Source organism: Ruegeria sp. AA3 (genome assembly GCF_056542905.1).
This window is the reverse complement of sequence record NZ_JBQGAQ010000001.1, coordinates 731,429-749,850: the sequence shown is the minus strand read 5'-3', so window position 1 is coordinate 749,850 and position 18,422 is coordinate 731,429. Positions and strand designations below refer to the sequence as shown.

Annotated in this window: 19 protein-coding genes; 13 read left to right on the top strand and 6 right to left on the bottom strand. The window is 57.7% G+C overall.

Annotation, left to right across the window (positions count from 1 at the left end; genetic code table 11):
- The first annotated feature begins 92 nt into the window (after positions 1-92).
- The 3 genes from ACR0JR_RS03735 to ACR0JR_RS03725 are packed head-to-tail and all read left to right on the top strand — an operon-like array spanning position 93 to position 3,113.
- Positions 93-1,571, top strand: a complete 1,479-nt coding sequence (locus ACR0JR_RS03735) for a leucyl aminopeptidase (RefSeq protein WP_170773912.1) — start codon at positions 93-95, stop codon at positions 1,569-1,571.
- A 4-nt stretch (positions 1,572-1,575) separates the two neighbouring features.
- Positions 1,576-2,034, top strand: a complete 459-nt coding sequence (locus tag ACR0JR_RS03730) for a DNA polymerase III subunit chi (protein ID WP_480455044.1) — start codon at positions 1,576-1,578, stop codon at positions 2,032-2,034.
- Positions 2,035-2,066: 32 nt separating this feature from the next.
- Entirely contained in the window at positions 2,067-3,113 is a 1,047-nt protein-coding gene (locus ACR0JR_RS03725; protein ID WP_480455043.1) for an aldo/keto reductase, read from the top strand.
- A gap of 75 nt (positions 3,114-3,188) precedes the next feature.
- Here the strand turns inward: ACR0JR_RS03725 and ACR0JR_RS03720 are convergent, their stop codons facing one another.
- A complete protein-coding gene (locus ACR0JR_RS03720) occupies positions 3,189-4,175 on the bottom strand; it encodes a GlxA family transcriptional regulator (RefSeq protein ID WP_480455042.1) in 987 nt (328 codons plus the stop codon).
- A 132-nt stretch (positions 4,176-4,307) separates the two neighbouring features.
- Between ACR0JR_RS03720 and bcoG the strand changes: the two genes are divergently transcribed.
- The 3 genes from bcoG to ACR0JR_RS03705 are packed head-to-tail and all read left to right on the top strand — an operon-like array spanning position 4,308 to position 7,485.
- Complete coding sequence (bcoG, locus tag ACR0JR_RS03715) at positions 4,308-5,231, top strand: 3-dehydrocarnitine:acetyl-CoA trimethylamine transferase BcoG (RefSeq protein ID WP_480455041.1); 924 nt, start codon at positions 4,308-4,310, stop codon at positions 5,229-5,231.
- 29 nt (positions 5,232-5,260) lie between these two features.
- Complete coding sequence (locus ACR0JR_RS03710) at positions 5,261-6,727, top strand: carnitine 3-dehydrogenase (RefSeq protein WP_480455040.1); 1,467 nt, start codon at positions 5,261-5,263, stop codon at positions 6,725-6,727.
- A complete protein-coding gene (locus ACR0JR_RS03705; RefSeq protein ID WP_170781673.1) occupies positions 6,724-7,485 on the top strand; it encodes an SDR family oxidoreductase in 762 nt (253 codons plus the stop codon). The genes ACR0JR_RS03710 and ACR0JR_RS03705 overlap by 4 nt, the downstream gene beginning before the upstream one ends.
- Position 7,486: 1 nt before the next feature.
- Here the strand turns inward: ACR0JR_RS03705 and ACR0JR_RS03700 are convergent, their stop codons facing one another.
- Complete coding sequence (locus ACR0JR_RS03700) at positions 7,487-7,669, bottom strand: hypothetical protein (RefSeq protein WP_010440418.1); 183 nt, start codon at positions 7,667-7,669, stop codon at positions 7,487-7,489.
- A 76-nt stretch (positions 7,670-7,745) separates the two neighbouring features.
- Positions 7,746-8,612: a helix-turn-helix domain-containing protein gene (locus tag ACR0JR_RS03695; protein WP_480455039.1), complete on the bottom strand. Its 867-nt coding sequence runs from the start codon at positions 8,610-8,612 to the stop codon at positions 7,746-7,748.
- A gap of 108 nt (positions 8,613-8,720) precedes the next feature.
- Between ACR0JR_RS03695 and ACR0JR_RS03690 the strand changes: the two genes are divergently transcribed.
- The 3 genes from ACR0JR_RS03690 to ACR0JR_RS03680 are packed head-to-tail and all read left to right on the top strand — an operon-like array spanning position 8,721 to position 10,743.
- Positions 8,721-8,924, top strand: coding sequence for a DUF2061 domain-containing protein (locus tag ACR0JR_RS03690; RefSeq protein WP_010440411.1), 204 nt, complete (start codon positions 8,721-8,723; stop codon positions 8,922-8,924).
- Positions 8,917-9,819: a fatty acid desaturase gene (locus ACR0JR_RS03685; RefSeq protein ID WP_480455038.1), complete on the top strand. Its 903-nt coding sequence runs from the start codon at positions 8,917-8,919 to the stop codon at positions 9,817-9,819. Before ACR0JR_RS03690 ends, ACR0JR_RS03685 begins: the two co-directional genes overlap by 8 nt.
- A 21-nt stretch (positions 9,820-9,840) precedes the next feature.
- Positions 9,841-10,743 carry an EamA family transporter gene (locus ACR0JR_RS03680; protein WP_480455037.1) on the top strand — a complete coding sequence of 301 codons (903 nt, stop codon included), beginning with the start codon at positions 9,841-9,843 and terminating at the stop codon, positions 10,741-10,743.
- Here ACR0JR_RS03680 and ACR0JR_RS03675 read toward each other — a convergent pair.
- The 3 genes from ACR0JR_RS03675 to ACR0JR_RS03665 all read right to left on the bottom strand — a co-directional run bounded on the left by ACR0JR_RS03675 (position 10,740) and on the right by ACR0JR_RS03665 (position 14,827).
- Complete coding sequence (locus tag ACR0JR_RS03675; protein ID WP_480455036.1) at positions 10,740-12,092, bottom strand: DEAD/DEAH box helicase; 1,353 nt, start codon at positions 12,090-12,092, stop codon at positions 10,740-10,742. The two genes, ACR0JR_RS03680 and ACR0JR_RS03675, sit on opposite strands and share 4 nt — an antisense overlap.
- Positions 12,093-12,275: 183 nt before the next feature.
- Positions 12,276-13,148 carry a glycosyltransferase family 2 protein gene (locus ACR0JR_RS03670; protein ID WP_480455187.1) on the bottom strand — a complete coding sequence of 291 codons (873 nt, stop codon included), beginning with the start codon at positions 13,146-13,148 and terminating at the stop codon, positions 12,276-12,278.
- A 74-nt stretch (positions 13,149-13,222) separates the two neighbouring features.
- Positions 13,223-14,827 carry a peptide chain release factor 3 gene (locus tag ACR0JR_RS03665; RefSeq protein WP_480455034.1) on the bottom strand — a complete coding sequence of 535 codons (1,605 nt, stop codon included), beginning with the start codon at positions 14,825-14,827 and terminating at the stop codon, positions 13,223-13,225.
- Positions 14,828-14,937: 110 nt separating this feature from the next.
- Here ACR0JR_RS03665 and ACR0JR_RS03660 point away from each other — a divergent pair, with 110 nt between their 5' ends.
- The 4 genes from ACR0JR_RS03660 (at position 14,938) to ACR0JR_RS03645 (ending at position 18,409) form a co-directional block, all read left to right on the top strand.
- A complete protein-coding gene (locus ACR0JR_RS03660) occupies positions 14,938-15,300 on the top strand; it encodes a SnoaL-like domain-containing protein (protein WP_480455033.1) in 363 nt (120 codons plus the stop codon).
- Between the two features lie 70 nt (positions 15,301-15,370).
- Positions 15,371-16,150 carry an SDR family oxidoreductase gene (locus tag ACR0JR_RS03655; protein ID WP_480455032.1) on the top strand — a complete coding sequence of 260 codons (780 nt, stop codon included), beginning with the start codon at positions 15,371-15,373 and terminating at the stop codon, positions 16,148-16,150.
- 2 nt (positions 16,151-16,152) lie between these two features.
- Positions 16,153-17,265 (top strand): hypothetical protein, encoded by a 1,113-nt coding sequence (locus tag ACR0JR_RS03650; protein WP_480455031.1) that lies wholly within the window; start codon positions 16,153-16,155, stop codon positions 17,263-17,265.
- Positions 17,266-17,362: 97 nt separating this feature from the next.
- Positions 17,363-18,409 (top strand): methyltransferase domain-containing protein, encoded by a 1,047-nt coding sequence (locus ACR0JR_RS03645; RefSeq protein ID WP_480455030.1) that lies wholly within the window; start codon positions 17,363-17,365, stop codon positions 18,407-18,409.
- The last annotated feature ends 13 nt before the right edge of the window (positions 18,410-18,422 follow it).

Genomic DNA, 18,422 nt, shown 5'->3' with positions numbered 1-18,422 from the left:
ATAATGCAATTGCCCGGCGGGGAAAACTGCTATCTGGTCAACGGTGGCTGCGCGGGCTAGGACTTGGGCAACGCATTTTTCAGGAGAATGATATGAGCAGTCTCATGCCCGTCCGTTTCACCCCTTTTGACCTTGATGCGATGGCGCAGGCCGAAGGGCGCGTGGCCATTCTCATTCCCGCCGATGGCAAGATGAGCCCTGCCGCGCGACGGGCCAATCGTTTGACCAAAGGTGGTATTGCGCGGCTGGTCGAAAGCGAGCGTTTCAGCAAAGTGAAATCGGGTGATGTGATTTCGCTGGCATGGCCGGCAGGAATGGAGGCGGAGGCGCTGGATATTTTGGTCCTGCCGCGCCGACCCGATTTCGACGAAGCACGAAAGGCCGGGGCTAATCTGGCAAAGCTGTCTGCTGGTAAATCCGTGCTGGTCATGGCCGCCAACCACGCGCGAATCGAAGAGTTGGCTTTGGGCATGGTTCTGAGGGCCTACGATTTTGATGTCCACAAAACCAAAGATTCTGATCCGACAGGAGAGATCGTTATCGGTCATTCTAAACCGGAAGAGGCCGAGGCCAAATTTGCGCCGCTCTATGCCGTCGCGGATGGGGTGCGCATGACACGGGATCTGACAAATGAACCCGCAAATGTGCTGACGACAACCGAATTCGCGGACAGGTTGGTCGAGATGGAATCGCTGGGCCTGAAGGTCGAGGTTCTGGAAGAAGACAAGTTGGCCGAACTGGGCATGCGCACGCTGCTGAGTGTCGGGCAGGGCTCAGTCAGCCCCTCGAAAGTTGTGGTGATGCAGTGGGATGGTGGTGACAAGGATGACGCGCCGCTGGCCTTGGTCGGCAAGGGTGTTGTGTTCGATACCGGGGGTATCTCGCTGAAGCCCGCGGGTGGCATGGAAGACATGACCATGGACATGGGCGGCGCGGGTGTTGTTGCCGGAACCATGCGAGCGCTGGCCAAGCGCAAGGCAAAGGCCAATGTCGTGGGGCTGGTCGGGTTGGTCGAGAACATGCCGTCGGGCAATGCTTCACGCCCCGGTGATGTCGTCAAATCGATGAAAGGCGACACTGTTGAGATCATCAACACCGACGCCGAGGGTCGTTTGGTTCTGTGCGACGTCATGTGGTACGCGCAGGATCGGTTCCAGCCGGTGGGCATGATCGATCTGGCCACTTTGACGGGGGCAGTGATCATTGGACTGGGGCATGAGAATGCCGGTGTGTTTTCGAACAATGACACGTTCTGTGATGCCTTCCTGAAATCCGCCAAGGCCGAGGATGAGGGCGCATGGCGGCTGCCATTGGGCGAAGGTTATGACAAGCAGCTAAAATCACGCATTGCGGATATGAAGAACGTAGGGGGACGGCCAGCTGGTTCGATCACAGCGGCGCAGTTCCTGCAGCGCTTTGTCAAGGAAGAGACACCTTGGATTCACCTCGATATCGCTGGTGTGGCCTCGGTGTCCTCCGAGACGTCTTATGCGCCCAAAGGGGCCACCGGCTGGGGCGTCCGTGCGCTAAGCCGCTTCGTACAGGACAATTTCGAGACCACGGGCGAATAGATCCGTGGGTGCGGTCTATTTCTACCACCTGACTCGTCAGCCGTTGGAGCACACCCTGCCTGTGCTGTTGGACAAGGCGCGGCAGGCCGGGTGGCGGATTGCCGTGCGGGGGATTGACCCAGCGCGGATGGACTGGCTGGATGAAAAACTGTGGCTGGGTCCCGAAGAGGGGTTCCTGCCACATGGCCGTGAAGGTGGCCCGCATGACGCGGCGCAGCCGATTTTGCTGACGACCGGACCAGAGGCCGCCAATGGGGCGACTTGCGTGATGGCCGTCGATGGGGCACCGATTGAGGCGGACGAGGTTTCGGCGTTGGAGCGTGTCTGTATTCTGTTTGACGGCAACGACCCGGAGGCGGTGCAACATGCGCGTGGGCAATGGAAATCCCTGACCGGCTCAGGATGCACGGCTCAATATTGGTCCGAGGAATCCGGACGATGGGAGAAGAAGGCCGAGGCTTGATCGGCAGCATTAATTTTTTTGGGAGATTTTAAATGGATATGAAGCCTTTGGGGCGTACCGGGATCATGGTGTCGGATTTATGTCTGGGCACAATGACCTTTGGCACACAAACATCGGAAGCTGAGGCGCACCGCCAGATGGATATGGCGCTTGCGGGTGGAATCAACTTTGTCGACGCCGCCGAGATGTATCCGGTGAATCCAATTTCCAAGGAAACAATCGGGCGGACTGAAGAGATTCTGGGCAATTGGAATGCCGCCAATCCCTCGCGGCGTGGGGATTATGTGCTGGCCACGAAGCACTCCGGCGAGGGATTCGTGCATGCGCGCAATGGGGCTCCGATCTCGAAAGAAACCATTCCTGAGGCGATTGAAGGATCATTGCGTCGATTGCAGACGGATGTCATCGACCTCTATCAGTTCCATTGGCCAAATCGCGGCAGCTACATGTTCAGGCAAAACTGGGACTATGCGCCCTTGGGGCACGACCGGGATGAGATCGTGGATGAGATGCGCGAGAGTCTGATTGCTCTGCAAGCGCAGTTGGACAAGGGCAATATCCGCGCCTTTGGTCTGTCGAATGAAAGTGCTTGGGGCACCGCGCAATGGTTGCGGGCATCGGACGAGGTCGGCGGACCTCGGGTCGCGTCGATCCAGAACGAGTATTCGCTTCTCTGCCGGTTGTTCGATACGGATTTGGCGGAATTGTGTCTGCTCGAAGATGTCGGGTTGCTATCATTCTCACCCTTGGCGGCGGGTTTTCTCACGGGGAAATATCAAGGGGGTGCCGTGCCCGAGGGATCACGCATGGCATTGGTGCCAAATATGGGCGGGCGGAAAACGGATCGCGTGTATGATGCTGTGGCTGCTTATCTGGATATCGCGCAGCGACACGGGTTGGATCCGGTGCACATGTCCCTGGCGTGGTGTTGCAGCCGGCCGTTTATGGGATCGACCATTTTTGGCGCGACGACGGTGGCGCAGTTGGAGCATATTCTGGTGGGCAAGGATCTGAAGCTGTCGTCCGAAGTGATGGCCGAGATCAGTGCGGCGCACCGGGCGTTTCCGATGCCATATTGAAGGGTTGGGGGCTCTGCCCCCGTCGCCTTTGGCGACTCCCCCGAGATATTTTTGGCCAGATGAAGCTGGATCGCCTCAGTGATGGGTGGGTTGTGTGCGGTCTTGTCTGAGATCGCGGGCCGAGAGGCCGTGTGCGGTGCGGAAGGCGCGGGCGAAGCTGGATTGTGACGCGAAGCCTGTGGCGAGTGCCACGTCCATCAGCGGCAGGTCGGTATCGGTGACGAGACGGCGGGCCTCGGCCAGTCTGAGTTGCAGGTAGTGGTCTTGCGGTGTGGTATTTAGGCGTAGCCGGAATTGCTGCTGTAGGGTGCGGGCGCTGGTGCCGAGAGCGTCAGCGATGTCAGCCAGTGGAAGGGGTTCGTCCAAAGATGATTCCATCAGCGAGTTTGCCTTGGCGGTCAGGGCAGTATGGCGATGCGGTGCGCCGGTACGGCTTTGCGGTTTTGAGGGTTCGGATGTGCCTTCGTAGAGGAACAGTCCGGAGACCCGTGCAGCAAATCCTGCACCGTGGCGGGCGGCGATGATGTGCAGCATCATATCGATCGCCGGAACAGCACCGCCCGAGGTCAGGCGGTTTTCGGACACGGTGAACCGGTCGGGTCGCACATCGACATTCGGGAAGCGGGCAGAAAAATTTTCCAAGTCCTCCCAATGCGTCGTCGCAGCGTGACCATCCAGCAGCCCAGCCTCGGCCAGCAACCAAGGGCCGCCATCTATCCCGGCCATTGTGGCGCCCGAGGCGGCGATCCGGCGAAGACCGGCAAGTAGGCTAGGCGTTGCGTGACGTGCGAGTTGGAAGCCCGCAACGACAATCATCAGGTCGCAGCCTTGCAGGCGTGCCAATGGGATGCCTTGTACATTCAGAGCGCTCGTTAACATCGCGGGCTCAGCAGTTGCGGTGACGTAGTCCCAGTCAAAAGCGGGCCGGTCTGCCAATCGGTTGGCTGCGCGCATTGGGTCGACCGCAGCAGCAAAGCTGAGCGTGTTGCATTCGTCCAGCACCAGTACCGCCGTTTTCAGGGCGCGATGTTCAGGTTGGAGTATGTTTTTTGCGGATTTCATCAAGTCTGATTCGCATTCTGCCAAGTGGTTTGGCCAAGGCTGCGCCAGAGTTGGCGTTGACGCAAATCGGAATCCGGGGAGAAGCCTGGGGAAAACCCAAGGTAAAACCGGGTATAAGCTGGGGAAAACGCCATGCCTTTGGAATTGAACCGCGAAGTCTTTATCACCTGTGCCGTGACTGGGTCGGGCGGAACACAGGATCGCAGCCCTCATGTCCCGCGCTCACCCAAGCAAATCGCCGAAAGCGCGATTGCTGCAGCCAAGGCTGGTGCGGCGGTGGTGCACTGCCATGTGCGCGACCCTGAGACGGGTGCGCCGTCGCGTGATCTGGCGCTGTATCGTGAGGTGACGGACCGTATACGTGATGCTGAGGTTGATGCAGTGCTGAACCTGACGGCTGGCATGGGCGGGGACATGGTGTTCGGCGGGATCGAAAATCCGCTGCCATTGGCGGAGGCCGGAACCGATCTGGTTGGTGCCACTGAGCGTGTGGCACACGTAGCCGAGTGCTTGCCGGAAATCTGCACCTTGGATTGTGGCACGATGAACTTTGCCGAAGCCGACTATGTGATGACCAATACCCCCGGCGCCTTGCGCGCGATGGGGCAGATAATGACCGATCTGGGAGTGAAGCCCGAGATCGAGGCCTTTGATACCGGTCATCTGTGGTTTGCCAAACAACTGGTGAAAGAGGGTGTTCTCGAACCGAATGCGCTGGTGCAACTGTGCATGGGTGTGCCCTGGGGTGCACCCGATGATCTGAACACCTTCATGGCGATGGTAAACAACGTGCCAGATGACTGGACGTTCAGTGCGTTTTCATTGGGTCGAAATGAGATGGCCTACGTGGCGGCCTCAGTTCTGGCGGGTGGCAATGTGCGTGTCGGGTTGGAGGACAATCTGTGGCTCGAGAAGGGTGTATTGGCTGAGAACTGGCAGTTGGTCGAGCGTGCGGGCAGCATCATCGAAAACATGGGTGCGCGCGTGATCGGGCCACAGGAAGTGCGTGAGAAACTGGGTCTGGTCAAGCGGGCACCGGCAGGAGTGGCGGGCTGAAGCCCGCCCTACGAGTAAGGTCAAGCGATATGAAAAAGATTGCTGCAATCATTGGTGGCGGTGTGATCGGCGGCGGATGGGCTGCGCGGTTTCTCCTGAATGGCTGGGATGTTCGGGTGTTTGATCCGGATCCGGAGGCGGAACGAAAGATTGGCGAGGTGCTGGACAATGCACGCCGCTCTCTGCCAGGCCTGAGCGATGTGCCCCTGCCGCCGGAGGGGGCGCTGAGTTTTCATGATGAGATTGGTGACGCCGTAGACGGCGCCATATGGATTCAGGAAAGCGTGCCGGAGCGGCTCGACCTGAAACTGAAGGTTTACAAAAGTCTGCAGGAGGCATGTGACCCTGGTGCCATCATTGGGTCCTCGACCAGCGGGTTCAAACCGTCTGAGTTGCAGGAAGGTGCGTCGCGGCCCGAGCAGATCGTGGTCACGCATCCATTCAACCCGGTTTATCTGTTGCCGTTGATCGAACTTGTGCCGACTGACAAAAATACACCTGAGATGGTCGCGAAGGCGAAGGAACTGCTGACCTCGGTCGGGTTCTTTCCGTTGCACGTCAAAAAAGAGATCGACGCGCATATCGCGGACCGTTTCCTTGAGGCGGTCTGGCGCGAGGCGCTGTGGCTGGTCAAGGACGGTATCGCAACAACCGAGGAGATCGACGAATCCATCCGCATGGGGTTTGGCATCCGCTGGGCGCAGATGGGACTGTTCGAAACCTATCGCGTGGCCGGTGGCGAAGCCGGGATGCGGCATTTCATGGCACAGTTCGGCCCGGCGTTGAAATGGCCCTGGACCAAGCTGATGGATGTACCCGAGTTCACCGATGAATTGGTCGACATGATCGCAGATCAGTCGGATGCACAATCGGGCATGCACTCAATTAGGGAGTTGGAGCGCATTCGCGACAACAACCTTGTGGGCATGATGCGGGCGTTGAAGGCGCAGAACTACGGGGCCGGGGCGGTGTTGAACCAACATGACGCGGCGCTGAAACCGGGAGTCTTGCCGACCCTGGATCAAGCGGATCTGAGCCAGCCCATTCTGACGCTATCGCGCGCCGTGCCGCTGGATTGGACGGATTACAACGGCCATATGAACGAGGCCAAATACCTTGAAGCTTTTGCAGCCGCCACGGATCGGTTCATGGAGATAATCGGCTGTGACATGGAATATATCGCCACTGGCGGCAGCTATTTCACCGCCGAGAACCACATCCGATATATGCAAGAGACCCATGCCGGTTCGCGGATCGAGTGCCGTACGCAGATGTTGTTGGGGCAGGGCAAGAAGCTGCATGTCTTCCACAGCATGTACGAAGGTGAGACGTTGTTGGCCACTGGCGAAAGCTTTTTGTTGCATGTCAGCCTTGAAACCCGCCGCCCCAGTCCGCCATCACCCGAAATCGAGGCCGCGATGGCGCGGATTTCTGAGGCGCAGGCCGGATTGCCTTATCCGGAAGGTGCGGGCGCTGCGATCCGCAAGCCTGCATGACCAGCCGGGTTCTGATTACTGCCGGCGCCTCGGGTGTCGGTCGCGCAATGGCGGAGGCGTTTGATGCTGCCGGGGCGCAGGTCTGGGTGGCGGATATTGACGTAGATGCGCTGGCAGAATGTCCATCAGACTGGAAGCAAAGTCTATTGGACGTTTCGGATGAAACCGCTGTTTCATCTACATTCAAAGAAGTTGAGGCGGCGTGGGGTGGGCTCGACGTGCTGTGCGCGAATGCAGGGGTCGCCGGGCCGACCGCTGCGGTTGAGGATGTGCCTCTAACTGATTGGCGTTCTTGTCTTTCAGTAAATCTGGAAGGGGCGTTTTTGTGTTCCAAATACGCTGCTCCAATAATGAAGCAGCAGAGGAGTGGTGCGATCCTGATCACGTCTTCGACTGCAGGCCAATACGGCTATCCCAACCGCGCGCCTTATGCGGCGGCGAAATGGGGCATGGTGGGCCTGGGCAAAACGCTGGCGATGGAACTGGGGCCGCACGGAATCCGATGCAATGTAATCTGCCCCGGTTCAGTAGAAGGACCACGCATGGAGGGCGTGCTGCAACGCGAAGCCGTTGCAAAGGGCATGACCCGGGATCAGGTTTACAACGGTTACGCCTCGGGCACGTCCATGGGCCGCTTCGTCGAGGGGCGGGACATTGCAAACATGGCTGTATTTTTGGCGTCAGATGCGGCGCGGCTGGTGTCGGGTCAGGTGATCGCGGTGGATGGTCATACAGTCAATCCTGACCCGAAACTGTAGATCAGCCCTGATTGGGGCCGCGGATCTGGCGGATGGCGCTGCGGACGGCTTTCCAGTCCTGCGCCTCCTGTTGGTTTCCGGCGGCTTGGCTTTCGCGCATTTTCTGCGCAGCTTCGGCCTCGGCCCGATCTCCATGAGCCGTGTAAAGGGCACGTGCGTATTCTGCGGTTTTGAGTGCGTCCATTCCCGTCATCCTCCATCTCAGATCGGAATGTCTATGGGTTCGCGCCAAGTGACTATACAACAGGATATCGCTCAGGTCATGTCTGTGTAATTTCGGCACGTAATTGTTGCAAATGCGTTGGGAAATCACGGGCGGTCATCGCCGCCTCGCGCACAAGCCGATCGAAATGAAGAGTGAACACCTCAATCCGGTCGCGGTCGCGGAAGGCCATATAGTGGCTTCCAGCATAGAATACACATAGAAGCGGACCGAATATCGTAACCGGGGCAGAGTAAAGCCGTTTGGCATCAAATAGATAAATGCGAAGGCGGGGGTAGAGTTGTTTGCATAGGCTTAGCAGATGGTCGATTTGATCCAGCCGGACCTGCAGGGGCAGCCCCTCGTAGTATCCGGTGGCGTGACCAAAGCTGTGGAGCTCATAAAGCGGCATCGCAATTTCATAATCGGACTGTGCGCTACGCATCCAGGCCAGCCGGTCCGCCGAAGCGCCAATGGCTTGATCCGCAGTACGGCCCAAATGCGGAGCGTATTCCCATTCCAAAACTGCACGGGTCTTGAGCATGTCGGGCAGGGTGGCGGGAACATAACGTATTTTGTAGCCGGCGGCCTCTTGGTGCCATTCAAAGATTCGCTCATCTACAAGCGCTCGCGCGGCTTCAGTCAGCGTAAGGGAGCTGGCCAGCAATTCCGCCGCGCTTTCAGGTCGGTTGGAGAGGCCCAATAACCAGTCGGCGGATACCCCGAGCGCCGAGGCGCAGCTGCCAACCACATGCGCATTAGGCAGGCGTGCGCCTGCTCCGGTCAGCAATTGTGAGACAGTTGATCGGTCAACACCAATGCTACGTGCCAGCGCACTCTGACTGACGTCGCGATCTTGCATCGCCCTGGCCAGGCGCTGCCGGAACTGCGAGGCACGATCCCGTTTGTCGATTTTTTCAATCATATGGTGATTAATATCACCTATGTTGTGAATTGTTAATCATATTCAGAATTCCCGACCCTTGGATGCGTCTGTAACGCTGGTGTTACAAAAACAAGAATGGGGTCTGGAATGGAAACGCGACGCAGGTCAGTCGTGAAAGCGCTGGTGTGGAATGCGATGGGACTAGCAATGATGACGCTGGTTGGTTTGATCGCTACAGGCTCGGCAGCGCTCGGGGGAATGGTTGCTCTGGTCAACACGGCCATTGGTCTGACGATGTACGTGATTTACGAACGCGTATGGGCCGGGATTTCGTGGGGCCGCAATGGCTGATCCCACCACACCCAAGTCGCCCGAGTGGGCGACATTTGCCCTGATCCTCGCGTGTTATTCCGTTTGGCTTGGCGTGATCTTCTGGCTGGCTGATGTGTCTCTTTGGCTGGCAATCCCAGTCATGGGGCTGGTGGCCGCTTTGCATTCCTCGCTGACCCATGAGGCGCTGCACGGGCATCCCTTTCGCCAGAAATGGCTAAATGAGGCGCTGATGGCACTGCCGCTGACCTTGTTCATTCCATACAATCGGTTTCGGGACCTGCATCTGGCGCATCACTGTGATGCGAACCTGACCGATCCTTACGATGACCCTGAGACCAACTATCTTGACCCGCAGGTCTGGGCGTCTCTGGCCGGTTGGCAGAGGCGGATGTATCAGGTGAACAATACTCTGCTTGGGCGGATGGTTCTGGGGCCTGCAATTGGGCAGATTGCGTTCCTGCGGGATGAAATACGAGGTGCATTGCACGGGGATCGGGAGATTCAGTTGGCATGGGCGCTACATTTGCCCGGCGTTGTTGCGGTGCTTTGGATCGCCGCACTTTCGCAAATGCCGATTTGGGCCTTTGCCTTATCTGCATATATCGGGCTGGGTCTGGTCAAGATCCGCACATTCCTGGAGCATCGCGCCCATGAGAAATCCCGTGCCCGGACCGTGATTGTCGAAGATCGTGGCATCCTTTCATTTCTGTTTCTTAACAACAACCTGCACGTCGTTCATCATATGAATCCAGCCGCGCCGTGGTACCGTTTGCCGACACTCTACCGTGCAGGAAAAGAGCGCTATCTGGCTTGTAACGAGGCCTATGTATACCGTTCATATGCGCAAATATTTCGGGAATATTTCTGGCACGCCAAGGATCCAGTGGCGCATCCGCTCTGGCCAAAGCCTTGATTTAACGACAGAAGGGAAACCATGAGTTTATGGATTCCCGTCACCATCGCAGCAGCATCGTTCCAGACGGTGCGGTTCATGCTGCAGAAATCGCTGAGCAGCGTGAAACTCTCGGCTGCCGGGGCGACATTCGCGCGATTTGCCTATTCGATGCCGTTAGCGTTGCTGGGACTTTTCATAGCTTTGGGCGCAACAGGGTACGAATTGCCAGCGTTGACGGCGAAGTTCTGGATCTTTGCTGTCATCGGCGGGACCTCGCAGATATTGGCCACGATCTGCGTTGTGGCTCTGTTCAAGCAGCGCAACTTTGCGGTTGGGATTACCTTCAAGAAAACCGAGGTTATTCAAACCGCTATCGTGGGGTTCCTCATCCTCGGCGATCAGGTTTCGACCGGGGCGCTTGGGGCAATTCTGCTTGGATTGCTGGCGGTTCTGTTGTTGTCAAAAACACCCGGTGGCAGCGGGGCTTGGTGGCAACATCTGACAAACAAGGCCTCGCGCCTTGGACTTGGGTCAGGTGTGTTGTTCGCCTTTTCCTCGGTCAGCTATCGCGGTGCCTCACTGCAATTGGGCGATATCGATGCGTGGTTCCGGGCGCTTGTGACACTGGCCGCCGTGGTGACGTTCCAATTCCTCAGCATGTGGCTTTGGTTGCTGTGGCGAGATCGGGCTGAGCTGCGCGCCGTGTGGGAGACCCGCCGGACCGGCGTTTTTGTCGGCCTGACCAGCCTTTGTGGTTCGTTTTGCTGGTTCTTTGCCTTCACGCTGCAGAATGCGGCCTATGTGAAGGCCCTCGGGCAGATCGAACTGATCCTCAGCCTGGTCGCATCGCTGCTGTTTTTCCGCGAAACCATCACCCGGCGCGAGATCGCCGGGATGACGTTGCTTGGCCTGTCGATACTGGCGCTTGTGCTGACGATCTAGCCTGCGCGACGCTCATCAAAGCTGAGTGCGATAAAGCTGGGCAGGTGATCGCCCATGCCCACAACCGCTGGCCCGCTATCGTCGCGACGACCACGGCCTCGGGATTTGGGCTCACGCTCTTTGCGGCTCTCGCTTTTCTTGCCTTCCGAGGCTTTGGCCTTTTTCTCAGGTTTCGGCGCTTCGGGCTTGGGCTCGTCTGCCTTGACCGGATTGTCGATGCGCGGAATATCCTTCTGGATCAGGCTCTCGATCGCGGCCAGAGCTTTTTCATCTCGGCCCGAACAGATGGTGATCGCCTTGCCTTCGCGCCCGGCACGGCCCGTGCGGCCGATGCGGTGGACGTAATCCTCGGCATGGCCGGGAACGTCGAAGTTGAACACATGGCTGACGGAAGGGATATCCAGCCCCCGCGCTGCCACGTCCGAGGCCACCAGCAGGCGCAATGATCCATCGCGGAATCCGTCCAGCGTTTTCATCCGCTGCGACTGGTCCAGATCGCCATGGATCGCGGCGGCGTTATAGCCGTATTTCTTCAGCGACTTGGCGCAGATATCTACATCCGTCTTGCGGTTGCAGAAGATAATCGCGTTGGTGCAGGTGTCGCCCTCGGCATCGATCAATGCGCGCAGGGTCTTGCGCTTCTGGCTGGCCTCGCGGTCGCGGCGACCGCCTTTGAACATCACCACGCCCTGTTCGATTGTTTCCGACGCGGTGGCCTGACGCGCAACCTCAACCCGGGTGGGGGCCGACAGGAAGGTGTCGGTGATCCGCTCGATCTCGGGCGCCATGGTGGCAGAGAAGAACAGGGTCTGGCGGGTAAATGGTGTCAGAGAGAAGATGCGTTCGATATCGGGGATAAAGCCCATGTCGAGCATTCGGTCGGCCTCATCCACCACCATGATCTGAACGCCGGTCAGCAACAGTTTGCCGCGCTCGAAATGGTCCAGCAAACGGCCGGGGGTGGCAATCAGTACGTCCACGCCGCGGTCGATCAGCGCATCCTGTTCCTTGAACGAAACGCCGCCGATCAGCAGCGCTTTGGTCAGCTTGAGATGCTTGGCGTAGGTGTCGAAGTTTTCGGCCACCTGCGCCGCCAGTTCCCGAGTCGGGCACAGGACGAGCGAGCGCGGCATGCGCGCGCGGGCGCGCCCACGGGCCAACAACGTGATCATCGGCAGGGTAAAGCTGGCGGTTTTGCCGGTGCCGGTTTGGGCGATCCCCAGAACATCGCGCCCTTCCAGTGCGGCTGGAATTGCGCCTTCCTGGATCGGGGTCGGATTTTCGTATCCAGCTTCCTCAATGGCTTTGAGGACCTTCGGGTTCAGGTTCAGTTCGTTAAATTTTGTCATGTATGTCCGGTTCATGCGGACACTCGACCTGGCCCGCGCGTCAGAATATGCCGGGCCCGGATGGCCATGCGCCTCATGCGCGTTTCGGCTGTGGCGCGGGCATAACAAAAACGTGGGGCAGGGTCAAATGAAGTCGGCTTAACCTGTTCCATATCCGCTGATAACAGGGATTTCCGCAACAATTCAGATGCTTCCGGGAAAGTGTTTCGCGACTTTCCGGTCCAGATCCAGCGGGCGGTGGCGCATCATGTCATTATCTTCAAGCCGTTCTAGAACCTCAGGGTCAGCGGCACTGATTTCATCATAGAATTCCTTAAGACCATCTAACCCGTATTCGGCTTCCAGAAGTGTGAACAATTCGAACCTGTCGAGCGCGCCGATCTTTCGCGGGCGATCCGGGCTGGCCTGGTACGAGCCGCGTTCAAGGCGGAAGCGGTAATGCGCCAGCCAATGCTCCCAATCCGGGGCGTGGCGGTGGCAGAGATCGATCTGCGGCAGTTCTATTCTGACCGGTAGAAATTCGCCGTGCTGATAAAGATTGTGGATGCGGTCGCTCAGTTTCTTGAGGCCACTGCGCACGAACAGTTTGCCCTGAGTGTGGCTCATGAAACCGGCCAGAACATAAGCGCCGAATTTGGGGTAGAGCGATTCGACCAGCGCCTGTCTATTCTTTCCTTCGGGAATGAAGGCTTTGTAGAGGTCCTCGCCCCCCGCCAGAGCCTCTATCGGGCGGACGCGGACGGCGGGGGCGTCATCCGGAATTTGGCTCAGCAGATCTGGGATCGGGGACATCGGCCAAAGGAACTCGTCGACGTCGATATGCGCGACCCAGTCCAGATCGGTCCGATTATAGATCAAATTGGCATTCGACGATTGCCGGACCTGATGTTTGTCCGGCCTCTCACGACCGCGACGCTTCCAGAACGCCGCATCGCACGTGCGCACCCGGATCCGAGGGTGTTCGCGCAGGCCGGTGATGTCGCCTTGGACTGGCTCGTCCAGAAAGATGTGAATCCGGTCCACCCCGATATCCAGATGGTGTGCGGCAAAGCGCAGGATGTCCTCACGCGGGGCACGGATGGTGGATACGATGCCCCATGTTGTCTTGTCTGGCTTATCCGCGGAATCCGTCAGGTCATCATTTCCTTCGTCGCGGTCAGGTTCAGCGCTGGATAGTCACGAACCACCCGGTCAATATCCCATTGCAGACGCGTCAGATAGACGATGTCGCCGTCATGGTCATGCGCGATGTGCTGTTTGTTGGCGTTAACGAATTTGTCGACCTCGGGCTTGTCACCGCTGACCCAGCGGGCCGAGGTGAATTGAGACGCCTCAAACCGCACAGGGAGACCGTATTCCATCTCGATCCTACTGGCGAGCACTTCGAATTGCAGCGCACCGACAACCCCGACGATAAAGCCTGAGCCGATCGAGGGTTTAAAGACCTTGGCCGCGCCTTCCTCGGCAAACTGCATCAGGGCTTTTTCCAGATGCTTGGCTTTCATTGGATCGCCCGCGCGGACGGTTTGAAGCAGTTCCGGCGCGAAGGAGGGGATGCCGGTCACGCGGATCGCTTCGCCTTCGGTAAGCGTGTCACCGATGCGCAACTGGCCATGGTTGGGAATGCCGATGATATCACCGGCCCAAGCCTCTTCGGCCAATTCGCGGTCAGAAGCGAGGAACAGCACAGGGTTCGAGATTGCCATCGGCTTCTTTGATCGCACATGGGTCAGCTTCATGCCACGTTTGAAATGGCCCGACGCCATGCGAACAAAGGCCACCCGGTCGCGGTGCTTGGGGTCCATGTTGGCCTGCACCTTGAAAACAAAACCGGCGACCTTCTTCTCATCGGGTGCGATCTGACGCGGTTCTGCCGACTGAACCTGAGGCTGCGGGCCATAGGCGCCGATGCCCTCCATCAACTCTTTCACACCAAATGAGTTGATCGCCGAGCCGAACCAGATCGGGGTCATGTGCCCTTCCAGCACCGCCTGCGGGTCGAGCTTTGGCAGCAATTCGCGCGCCATCTCAACCTCTTCCAGAAGCTTGTCGAGCAGTTCAGCCGGCACATGCTCGGCCAGCTTGGGGTCATCCAGCCCGTTGATCTGAATGCTCTCGGCCACCTTGTTTCGGTCGGCGCGGTCCATCAGCTCCAGCCGGTCGCGCAGCATGTCGTAGCAACCAATAAAATCGCGACCCACGCCAATCGGCCACGCGGCGGGAGTGACGTCTATGGCCAGCATCTCCTGAATTTCGTCGATGATCTCGAACGTATCGCGGCTTTCGCGGTCCATCTTGTTACAGAAGGTCAGGATCGGCAGATCGCGCAGGCGGCAGACCTCGAACAACTTCTGCGTCTGGCTTTCCACACCTTTCGCACCGTCAATGACCATGACGGCGGCGTCTACAGCCGTCAGGGTGCGATAGGTATCTTCCGAGAAATCCGAGTGGCCGGGGGTGTCCACCAGATTGAACCGGAAACTCCCGTAGTCGAAGGACATCGCCGAGGCCGAGACCGAGATACCGCGATCTTTCTCCATCTGCATAAAGTCCGACCGCGTGCGCCGTGCCTCACCCTTGGCGCGCACCTGACCGGCCATTTGAATGGCACCCCCGTAAAGCAGGAACTTTTCCGTCAGCGTTGTCTTGCCCGCATCCGGGTGCGAGATAATGGCGAATGTCCGGCGACGGGCAATCTCGGGCGGCAGAGTGGGTTGGTTCGAGGTATCAAGCATAAACGCGCGTATAGGCGGGGAATCCTGCCGAGGCAAGACAAAGGGGGGTGGTTCGAATCGTGGGGGTATGGCAATAGGAACATATAGTGAACAAAATATGGAGTGGACCAATGAATTTGAAAGAAATCGCAGACGAATTGGTTGCGGGTTGCAGAGAAAACCGAGCCAAAGAAAATCTGGACAAGCTTTACGCAGCGGATGCTGTCTCAGTCGAGGCTGCGGATGCAATGGGCACGGGCCGCGAAACTCATGGCCGTGACGCAATACGAGGCAAACATGAGTGGTGGGAAGGCGCGCACGAGGTTTCAGGCGCGTCGGTGAGTGATCCGTTCCCGCATGGCGAAGACCGCTTTGCCGTCATCTTCGAAGTTCAGGGCAAGGTGAAGGAGTCTGGTGAGAGCTTTGATATGCGCGAAGTAGCTGTTTATCACGTCGCCGACGGCAAGATCGTGCGGGAAGAGTTCTTCTATTGAGCCACTGATCCGTTTCTGGCCTTCCTTGTCGGGCCGATGCTAAATGAGGGCAAAGATAGGGAGGGTCAGAATGGATCTTGGAATTCGTGGAAAACGTGCGTTGGTTTGCGCCAGCAGTAAAGGTTTGGGTCTGGGCTGCGCTGAGGCGCTGGCCGAAGCCGGTGTCGACCTGGTGATGAACGCACGCGGGTCTGAGGCGCTGGAAGCCGAGGCAACACGTTTGCGGTCGTCATATGGCGTTGCCGTACAGACCGTCGCTTGTGACGTTACTATATCTGAAGGTCAGGCTGAGGTGATAAACGCCGCGCAGGGTGTTGATATCCTTGTTACAAACGCAGGTGGACCGCCTCCGGGGATGTGGTCTGATTGGGAACGCGACGACTTTATCAAAGCGCTGGATGCAAACATGCTGACACCGATTGCGTTCATGAAGGCTCTACTTCCGGGAATGATGGATAAAGGCTGGGGGCGTGTGGTGAATATCACCTCACAATCCGTACGTGCACCGATCGCTGTTTTAGGTTTGTCAAATGCGGCGCGTACTGGTCTGACCGGATATGTGGCGGGCACTTCGCGGCAGGTGGCGCCGCACGGGGTGACAATTAACAATTTGCTGCCGGGAATCCATGCAACCGATCGGGCGGACGCACTGGATGGCGGCGTGTCGGCGCAGAAAGGTATCTCGATCGATGATGCACGGGCAGAGCGCGCCGCGACCATTCCAGCACGCCGCTATGGAACGCGGGAAGAATTCGGGGCGACTTGCGCGTTTTTATGTTCACAACATGCCGGTTTCATCGTCGGGCAGAATATTTTGCTGGATGGTGGGGGCACTAATCTGACGATGTAAGCATGGCGCAAAACTTTTCTCTGAAAGATCAACTCTTCAACGCTGAAAAAGTAAGCTATCTTGCGGGTTTGTTCGCGGAAGCTGACCTTCATTTCGACGGAGGTGCACTCGAAGCACAAATAATGTCGCGATTGCTTGAGCTGGAATTGAAAGAGCGGATGGCCTGGATTGCAGAATGTTTGCAAGAAGCCGTTCCGGGTGATCTTCCAGCGGTTGCCCCGGTCATTCTGGATGCGTTGCCGCCGCCGCTTGATCCCGGCAAGAGTGATGATGACTTCGGCGATTTCATTTTTGCGCCTCTGGGCGATTGGGTCTGCGCGATCGGGCTGGATTACCCTGAATTGTCGCTGGACGTCTTGGAAGAGATTACGCAACGCTTTTCGATGGAATGGGCGATCCGCCCTTTCCTGAACCACCATCCCGAGAAAGTTTTTGAGCGTATGCAGAACTGGTGCTGCCATCCCAGCTATCACGTGCGCCGTCTGGTCAGCGAAGGGACAAGGCCACGCCTGCCTTGGGGGCAGGCTGTTGGCTTGGACGTCTCTGATCCCTTGCCGTTGCTTGACCAGCTGCATGGGGATCAGACGCGATATGTGACACGATCAGTCGCCAACCATCTGAATGATATCACCAAGAAAGACCCCGGTCTGGTGCTGGAACGACTGCGTAAGTGGGAGGAGGAACAGCAACAGGATCCGGAAGAGTTGCAGTGGATGACAGCGCACGCTTTGCGGGGTCTGGTAAAGTCTGGGCACCCGGGTGCGATGAGAGCTCTTGGGTATGATCCCGAAGCTGACATCGCGGTCGAAGTTCAGGTGAATGGTCCGGCTCGGATTGGTGAGGCGCTTAATTTCGAAGCGCGATTGAAGGGTGCGAGCGGACAGCCTGTGTTGATCGATTATATCGTACATTTTCAAAGGCCTGGGGGGAAGGTTTCACCTAAAGTTCACAAGTTGAAACAAACCAGTTTGGAAGAAGGACAATTGGTCGTCACAAAGCGCCACAAGCTCAAGGGCAACGCGACCACATTCAAACTGGTGCCCGGGCCACATCGGTTAGAGGTTCAGGTGAACGGGCGGGTGCGTACTAGCGTGGATTTCGAATTGCTGGGCTGAGCGCAGTCACGGTATCGTCAATTCGGACGGTGGTGGATTGCACGGTTCGGCATGCTGCATTAACTGCAGTTCAACCAGTGATGAAAGGAATGCCGCGATGAAGCATGAAGCTGTGCAGAACTACTATGGCGAAGTGCTGCGAGGCAGTGCAGATTTGCAAACCAATGCGTGCTGTACTCCGGATGACATGCCGGATCACGTCAAGAAAATTCTATCGCAAATTCATGATGATGTACTGACACGTTACTATGGATGTGGGCTAATTGCTCCGCTTGATCTGGAAGGAATGCACATCCTTGATCTGGGCTGTGGCGCGGGGCGTGATGTGTATGCTCTGTCGGCGATGGTTGGTGAGAATGGCCGTGTTGTCGGCGTCGACATGACGCCGGAACAGTTGGATGTTGCGCTCGCTCAACAGGATTATCACGCTGAGGCATTTGGGCATTCCAAAAGCAATGTAGAGTTTCATCACGGTTTTATCGAAAAGCTGGATGAGCTGGACCTAGATCCGGGATCGTTCGATATCATTGTCTCGAACTGCGTAATCAATCTGGCGACTGACAAGGCTGCTGTACTGCGCGGGGCCCATCGTTTGCTGAAAAAAGGCGGTGAGATGTATTTCTCGGACGTCTATGCCGACCGCCGGGTGCCCAAAGCCATGGCCGAAGACGAGGTGCTGTACGGTGAGTGCTTGTCGGGGGCGCTCTATTGGAATGACTTCCTGTCGATGTCGCGCGCTGCCGGGTTTGGTGATCCGCGTAGGGTCACGCATCGTCCTTTGACGATCGAGAACTCTGCTCTGGAGGAAAGGGTGGCACCGCTCAGCTTTATTTCGGCCACATACCGTCTGTTCAAGCTGCCCGAGCTTGAGCCGGCTTGCGAAGACTACGGTCAGGCTGTGATCTACAAGGGCACAGTGCCGCATGCGCCACATGAGTTTGTGTTGGATGACCACCACAAGATTGAGACCGGCAAAGTGTTCCCGGTCTGTGGCAATACATGGATGATGTTGCAAGACACTCGTTTTGCACGACATTTCGAGTTCATCGGCGATTTCTCAACCCACTATGGGATCTTCGAAGGATGCGGCGGTGATAGCCCGTTTGTTGTACAGGGCGAAGCTACTTCAACTGGGTGTTGCTGATCCCTTGCGCCTG

Bases quoted from the DNA above. Each gene is read 5' to 3' on its own strand.
- ACR0JR_RS03735 (WP_170773912.1), top strand. From the start codon at position 93: ATGAGCAGTCTCATGCCCGTCCGTTTCACCCCTTTTGACCTTGATGCG.
- ACR0JR_RS03725 (WP_480455043.1), top strand. From the start codon at position 2,067: ATGGATATGAAGCCTTTGGGGCGTACCGGGATCATGGTGTCGGATTTA.
- ACR0JR_RS03720 (WP_480455042.1), bottom strand. From the start codon at position 4,175: ATGAAATCCGCAAAAAACATACTCCAACCTGAACATCGCGCCCTGAAA.
- bcoG (WP_480455041.1), top strand. From the start codon at position 4,308: ATGCCTTTGGAATTGAACCGCGAAGTCTTTATCACCTGTGCCGTGACT.
- ACR0JR_RS03710 (WP_480455040.1), top strand. From the start codon at position 5,261: ATGAAAAAGATTGCTGCAATCATTGGTGGCGGTGTGATCGGCGGCGGA.
- ACR0JR_RS03705 (WP_170781673.1), top strand. From the start codon at position 6,724: ATGACCAGCCGGGTTCTGATTACTGCCGGCGCCTCGGGTGTCGGTCGC.
- ACR0JR_RS03700 (WP_010440418.1), bottom strand. From the start codon at position 7,669: ATGGACGCACTCAAAACCGCAGAATACGCACGTGCCCTTTACACGGCT.
- ACR0JR_RS03695 (WP_480455039.1), bottom strand. From the start codon at position 8,612: ATGATTGAAAAAATCGACAAACGGGATCGTGCCTCGCAGTTCCGGCAG.
- ACR0JR_RS03690 (WP_010440411.1), top strand. From the start codon at position 8,721: ATGGAAACGCGACGCAGGTCAGTCGTGAAAGCGCTGGTGTGGAATGCG.
- ACR0JR_RS03685 (WP_480455038.1), top strand. From the start codon at position 8,917: ATGGCTGATCCCACCACACCCAAGTCGCCCGAGTGGGCGACATTTGCC.
- ACR0JR_RS03680 (WP_480455037.1), top strand. From the start codon at position 9,841: ATGAGTTTATGGATTCCCGTCACCATCGCAGCAGCATCGTTCCAGACG.
- ACR0JR_RS03675 (WP_480455036.1), bottom strand. From the start codon at position 12,092: ATGACAAAATTTAACGAACTGAACCTGAACCCGAAGGTCCTCAAAGCC.
- ACR0JR_RS03665 (WP_480455034.1), bottom strand. From the start codon at position 14,827: ATGCTTGATACCTCGAACCAACCCACTCTGCCGCCCGAGATTGCCCGT.
- ACR0JR_RS03660 (WP_480455033.1), top strand. From the start codon at position 14,938: ATGAATTTGAAAGAAATCGCAGACGAATTGGTTGCGGGTTGCAGAGAA.
- ACR0JR_RS03655 (WP_480455032.1), top strand. From the start codon at position 15,371: ATGGATCTTGGAATTCGTGGAAAACGTGCGTTGGTTTGCGCCAGCAGT.
- ACR0JR_RS03650 (WP_480455031.1), top strand. From the start codon at position 16,153: ATGGCGCAAAACTTTTCTCTGAAAGATCAACTCTTCAACGCTGAAAAA.
- ACR0JR_RS03645 (WP_480455030.1), top strand. From the start codon at position 17,363: ATGAAGCATGAAGCTGTGCAGAACTACTATGGCGAAGTGCTGCGAGGC.